Source organism: Kitasatospora sp. NPDC059817 (assembly GCF_042731835.1).
GTDB lineage: Bacteria > Actinomycetota > Actinomycetes > Streptomycetales > Streptomycetaceae > Kitasatospora.
In genome coordinates this window covers 1-5,008 of the sequence record NZ_JBHWIR010000319.1, presented here as the reverse complement: position 1 = coordinate 5,008, position 5,008 = coordinate 1, and the positions used below count along the sequence as shown (strand labels likewise).

Below are 5,008 nucleotides of genomic sequence, written 5' to 3'. Positions count from 1 at the left end.
CCCGCCCGCCCCCCCCCGCGCCGGGCCCCCCCCCTCGCGCCCGCCCCCCCGCCCCCGGGCCCCCCCGCCCGCGCCCCCGCGCGGGCGGCGCCGCGGCCTGTTCCCCGACGTCGACCCGGCCGGGGCGGGCGACGAGGGTCACCTCGGGCCGGGCGTTGTCGGCGCGCAGCAGGTCCTCCAGGGCGCTGCGCCCGGAGGCGTCGGGCTGCCAGCGGCCGAGCGAGTCCCAGAGCGCGGAGACGACCCAGCGCGGGTGCGAGTGGACGACGGCGAGGTGGTCCTCGGCGTCCTTCTCGTACGGCGGGGCGACCTTCTCGATCCAGGCGTCCAGGTCGTGGGCGCTGATCCGGCGCAGGACGGCGTTGACGAACTTGGCCTTGCCGTCGCCGAGCACCACCCGGGCCAGCTCGACGGTGGCCGAGACCGCCGCGTGGCTGGGGATGCGGGTGGTGAGCAGCTGGTGGGCGCCGAGCGAGAGCACGTCCAGGACCGGCGGGTCGACCTTGCTGAGCGGCCGGTCGATGCAGGCGGCGATGATCGCGTCGTAGGTGCCCTGCAAGCGCAGGGTGCCGTAGACGAGTTCGGTGGCGAGGGCGGCGTCGCGCCGGTCCATGCCCTTCTGCTCGGCTTCGCGGAGCAGCGACGGCAGGATCAGGTTGGCGTACGCGTCGCGCTCGTCGACGGCGCGCAGCGCGCGGAACGCGACGATCCGGGCCGGGTCCTTCTTCGGGCGGCGGTGCGGGCGGGGGGCGCGCTGGGCGCTGGGGGTGGTCACAGGGTGCCTCAAGGTGCTGCGGTGGTTATCGGTGGCTATCAGACGATTATCAGTGGTTATCAGACGAACAGTAACGCTAAACCTGAGCCTCAGCCCTCGGAGCCGAAGCGCTCCCCGGACTCCAGCCGCGCCCCGCGCGCCCAGTCCGCCGCCCGCATCTCCTTCTTCCCCTGCGGGCGGACCTCCCCGAGTTCGACCTCGTGGCTGCCCGTCCCGACCCGCACGCTGTTCTTGCCGACCACGGCCAGCTCCCCGGGCGCCAGGGCGGACGAGTCGGTCAGCAGCTTCACCGGCCCGGTGATCTTCAGCCGCTCGCCGCGGAACTCCGTCCAGGCGCCGGGCGCCGGGGCGCAGCCGCGCACCACGCGGTCGATCCGCAGGGCGGGGTGGCTCCACTCGATGCGCGCGTCCTCGACGGTGATCTTCGGGGCGAGCGTGACGCCCTCGGCCGGCTGCGGGAGGGCGTGCAGGGAGCCGTCCTCGATGCCGTCCATGGTGGCGGTGAGCAGTCGCGCGCCGGACACCGAGAGGCGGGTGAGCAGTTCGCCGCTGGTGTCGGTCGGGCGGATCTCCTCGGTGATCACGCCGTAGACCGGACCGGAGTCCAGGCCCTGCTCGATCAGGAAGGTGGCCGCGCCGGTGACCTCGTCGCCGGCCAGCACCGCGTGCTGGACGGGGGCCGCGCCGCGCCAGGCGGGCAGCAGCGAGAAGTGCAGGTTGACCCAGCCGCGCTTGGGGATCTCCAGCGTGCCGGGGCGCAGCAGCGCGCCGTAGGCGACCACCGGGCAGCAGTCGGGGGCGAGTTCGGTGAGCCGGGCGACGAACTCCGGGTCGCTGGGCTTCGCCGGCTTGAGGACCTCGATCCCGGCCTCCTCGGCGCGCTGGGCGACGGGGCTGGCGACCAGCTTGCGCCCTCGCCCGGCGGGGGCGTCGGGGCGGGTGACCACCGCGACGACCTCGTGCCGGTCGGAGGCGAGCAGGGCGTCCAGGGCGGGAACGGCGACCTCGGGGGTGCCGGCGAAGACGAGACGCATCAAGTGCCTTTCTGCAAGAAGACGTTGGAGATCAGAGGGTTCAGCGCCAGAGGGTTCGGCGCCAGAGGGTTCAGCGCGCGGCGCCGAACGTGCTGTGCGGGGAGACCTTGACGACCGGCGCGGGCGCGCCGCCCCAGTCGGTGTCGCGGATCGCCTTCAGCGCGGCCTTGCGCTGCTCGCGGTCGAGCCGGTCGATGAAGATGATGCCGTCGAGGTGGTCGGTCTCGTGCTGGATGCAACGGGCGAGCAGCTGGGTGCCCTCCAGGGTGACCGGATCGCCGTACATGGTGAAGCCCTTGGCGACCACGCCGTAGGCGCGCTTGGTGTCGTAGCGCAGGCCGGGCAGCGAGAGGCAGCCCTCGGGGCCGTCCTGCTCCTCCTCGGTCAGCGACAGGTCCGGGTTGATCAGGTGCCCGGTGACACCGTCCACGTGGTAGGTGAACACCCGCAGGGAGACGCCGAGTTGGGGCGCGGCGAGGCCTGCACCAGGGGCGTTGAGCATGGTTTCGGTGAGGTCGCCGACCAGGGTGCGCAGTTCCTTGTCGAACGTGGTCACCGGCTGGGCGGTGGCCCGCAGGACGGGGTCTCCGAAGAGCCGGATCGGCTGGATCGCCATGGGGTACGGGCTCCTGTCCGTCGAGGGTGCTGGGCTGCGGGCAACTACGGGTTCCCGGCAAGTCTATGCAACGCACCCGGCCCGCCGCCCATGCCCTCACACCGCCCCTCACACCGCCCCTCGCACCACCCTTCGCGCGGCCCCGAACGCCCCTCCCCCACCCCGGCACCGGCTTCTGGCATATCCCGAGTCTGCCCGGCGGCGTTACCCCGGCCCCCGCTTCGGCGTTGGTCAAGTGAGATTGACCGGGGCCGGGCGCACGGGACACCGCGCCCCGGCCGAGCTGAACCGTACGGAAGGTGGCACGTAGGCCATGGCCGAGCAGATCAACCACGACGCCCGGGCGCGGGCAAGCCTGCACCTGCTGGTGCGGGACATCGAGCGGGTGAGGCGGCAGGTCGACGCGCTGCGGACGCTCACCGCCCAGTTGGGCAACGTCTACCGTCCGCGCCGGCCCAGCACGTCGGCCGGCTTCGTGGTGTACGGACGGGCGCCCGCGCCGACCGTGCGCCTGGCGCAGGAGCTGAGGGAGAGCGTGGAGACCCTGGTCGCGGCGGCGGTCGAGTTCGACCGGGCGCTGGGCTTCTCCTGGGACTCGGTGGGCTCGGCCCTCGGGGTCACCAAGCAGGCCGTGCACCGCCGGTACGGGATGCGCCGCCCGACCAGCGAACTCCTCGCCGCCAGCGGTGCCGTCCCGGGCCAGGGCCGCCCGGACCGCTCGGAGGAGCTGCCCGCCGTGCCGTCCGGCGGCCTGGCGGCGACCGTCCCGGCGGCCCGCCAGGGTGGCCTGGACCGCAGCAGCCTCGACCGCAACGCCCTGGAGCGCGGCAACCTCGAACGCAACGCCCTCGACCGCAACACCCTGGACCGCGGCAACCTCGACCGCACCGCCCCGGAGCGCGGCAACCTCGACCGCCCCCCGGTCGACCGCACCACCCCCGAGCGCACCCCGATCGACCGCACCCCGATCGACCGCACCGGCATCCCGCTGCGCGGCTGACGCCGCCGTCCGACCAGCGCCATCCGGGGCGGGGTGGCCACTCACCCCGCCCCCGCCGGCCTCACCCGATGTCGGTCGGATCCACCCGCACCCGGACCGCCTCCGGCGTCCGCAGCGCGATCCGCGCGATCTGCGCCGCCTTGAGGGCCGCCGCCAGCGCCGCCCCCTGCCCGGGCGGCACCCGCAGCAGCGCGCGCTCCTGTTCCTCCCCGCGCAGGGCCGGGGCCGGTACCGGCCCGAGCACGTCCGCCTCCGAGGGCAGCCGGATCAGCCCCAGCAGGTCGGCCACGGCCGCCGGGCTGCCGCTGACCGACGCCATCCGCGACACCGGCGGGAAGTGCAGCTGCGCCCGCTCGTCGCGTTCCAGCCCGGCGTGGCCCAGCGGGTCCCAGCGGACCAGGGCCTGCACCGGCCGCGCCGACGGCTCGGCGACCACGACCACCGAGCCGCCCTCCTCGGCGGACCGGACCAGCGCGGCGGCCGCCAGCCAGAGCCGCAGCGTCTCCTCCCCGGCCCGCAGGTCGGGCCGGCCGAGCAGCGCCCAGCCGTCCAGCAGCAGCGCGGCCCCGTACCCGGTGCCACCGTCCACCACCGGCTCCGCACCGGGCGTGGAGATCACCAGCGACGGCTCGTCCGGGACGGTGGCCAGCACCGCGTCCCGTCCGGAGGTGCGCACCGGGATCCGCGGGAACGCCTTGCCCAGTTCCTCCGCCGTGCGCCGGGCGCCGACCACCTGGGCGCGCAGCCGGAACGAGCCGCACTCGGGGCAGTGCCAGTCCGTCTCCGCCTCCCCGCACCAGCCGCAGTTCAGCGCGGCGTCGGCCGCGGGCGCCTCCAGCGGGCCCTCGCACCGCCGGCACCGGGCGGGGGTGCGGCAGCGCGCGCAGGACAGCCGGGGCACGTAGCCGCGCCGGGGCACCTGGATGAGCACCGGGTGTCCGGCGGCCAGTGACTCCCGGGCGGCCTCCCAGGCCACCGAGGGCAGCCGGGCGGACTGGGCGGCGCTGTCGCGGTGCTGGTCCTGGTCGGTGACGGTCCGCACCCGCGGCGCGATCCGGCGCACGGTCTCCCGGTCGGCGGTCAGCGGGCGGGCCCACCCGGTGCTGACCAGCTGCGCGCCCTCCACCGTGACGGCGTGGCCGCCGAGCAGCACGGCCGCGCCCTCTTCGGCGGCGCGCAGCAGCGCGACCTCGCGCACGTGCGGGTGCGGGGCGCGCGGGTCGCTGTGGCTGTTGTCGCCGTCGGACCAGACGACGACCAGCCCGAGGTCGCGCACCGGCGCGAACATGGTGGCGCGGGTGCCGATCACGGCGTGCACCGAGCCGCGGCTCACCGCCAGCCAGCGCCGGTAGCGCTCGCGCGGGCCGAGGTCGGCCTCCAGGGCCACGTGCCGGCCCGCGCCGAGCAGTTCGGTGAGCGCCTGGTCGACCCGGGCCACCGACCGCCCCTCGGGCAGCACGACGAGCGCGCCGCGCCCCCCCCCCCCGCGGGGGGGGGGCGGGGGGGGGGGGGGGGGCGGCCCGCCGGGGGGGGGGGGGCGGCGCCCCCGCGGGCGCGCGGGGGGCCGCCCCGGCCCGCCGGGG

The 5,008-nt window shown here is 76.1% G+C and carries 4 protein-coding genes and 1 pseudogene; 1 reads left to right on the top strand and 4 read right to left on the bottom strand.

Features of this window, described 5'->3' with window-relative positions; all coding sequences use genetic code 11:
* The 3 genes from ACFV61_RS34335 to def all read right to left on the bottom strand — a co-directional run.
* The coding region (locus ACFV61_RS34335; RefSeq protein WP_380496006.1) for a transcription antitermination factor NusB at nucleotides 1-775 on the bottom strand (775 nt) is incomplete at its 3' end.
* Between the two features lie 89 nt (nucleotides 776-864).
* Nucleotides 865-1,809 carry a methionyl-tRNA formyltransferase gene (gene fmt / locus ACFV61_RS34330; protein WP_380370767.1) on the bottom strand — a complete coding sequence of 315 codons (945 nt, stop codon included), beginning with the start codon at nucleotides 1,807-1,809 and terminating at the stop codon, nucleotides 865-867.
* A gap of 70 nt (nucleotides 1,810-1,879) precedes the next feature.
* On the bottom strand, nucleotides 1,880-2,425 hold the full coding sequence (gene def, locus ACFV61_RS34325; RefSeq protein WP_063346750.1) for a peptide deformylase: 546 nt from the start codon (nucleotides 2,423-2,425) through the stop codon (nucleotides 1,880-1,882).
* Between the two features lie 313 nt (nucleotides 2,426-2,738).
* On the opposite strand from def, the pseudogene ACFV61_RS34320 reads away from it, so the two are divergent.
* Nucleotides 2,739-3,203, top strand: a pseudogene (locus ACFV61_RS34320) (hypothetical protein); the annotation flags it as partial.
* Between the two features lie 283 nt (nucleotides 3,204-3,486).
* On the opposite strand, the gene ACFV61_RS34315 reads toward ACFV61_RS34320, so the two are convergent.
* On the bottom strand, nucleotides 3,487-5,008 hold a 1,522-nt coding region (locus ACFV61_RS34315), incomplete at its 5' end, for a primosome assembly protein PriA (protein ID WP_380496004.1).

Bases quoted from the DNA above. Each gene is read 5' to 3' on its own strand.
- fmt (WP_380370767.1), bottom strand. From the start codon at position 1,809: ATGCGTCTCGTCTTCGCCGGCACCCCCGAGGTCGCCGTTCCCGCCCTG.
- def (WP_063346750.1), bottom strand. From the start codon at position 2,425: ATGGCGATCCAGCCGATCCGGCTCTTCGGAGACCCCGTCCTGCGGGCC.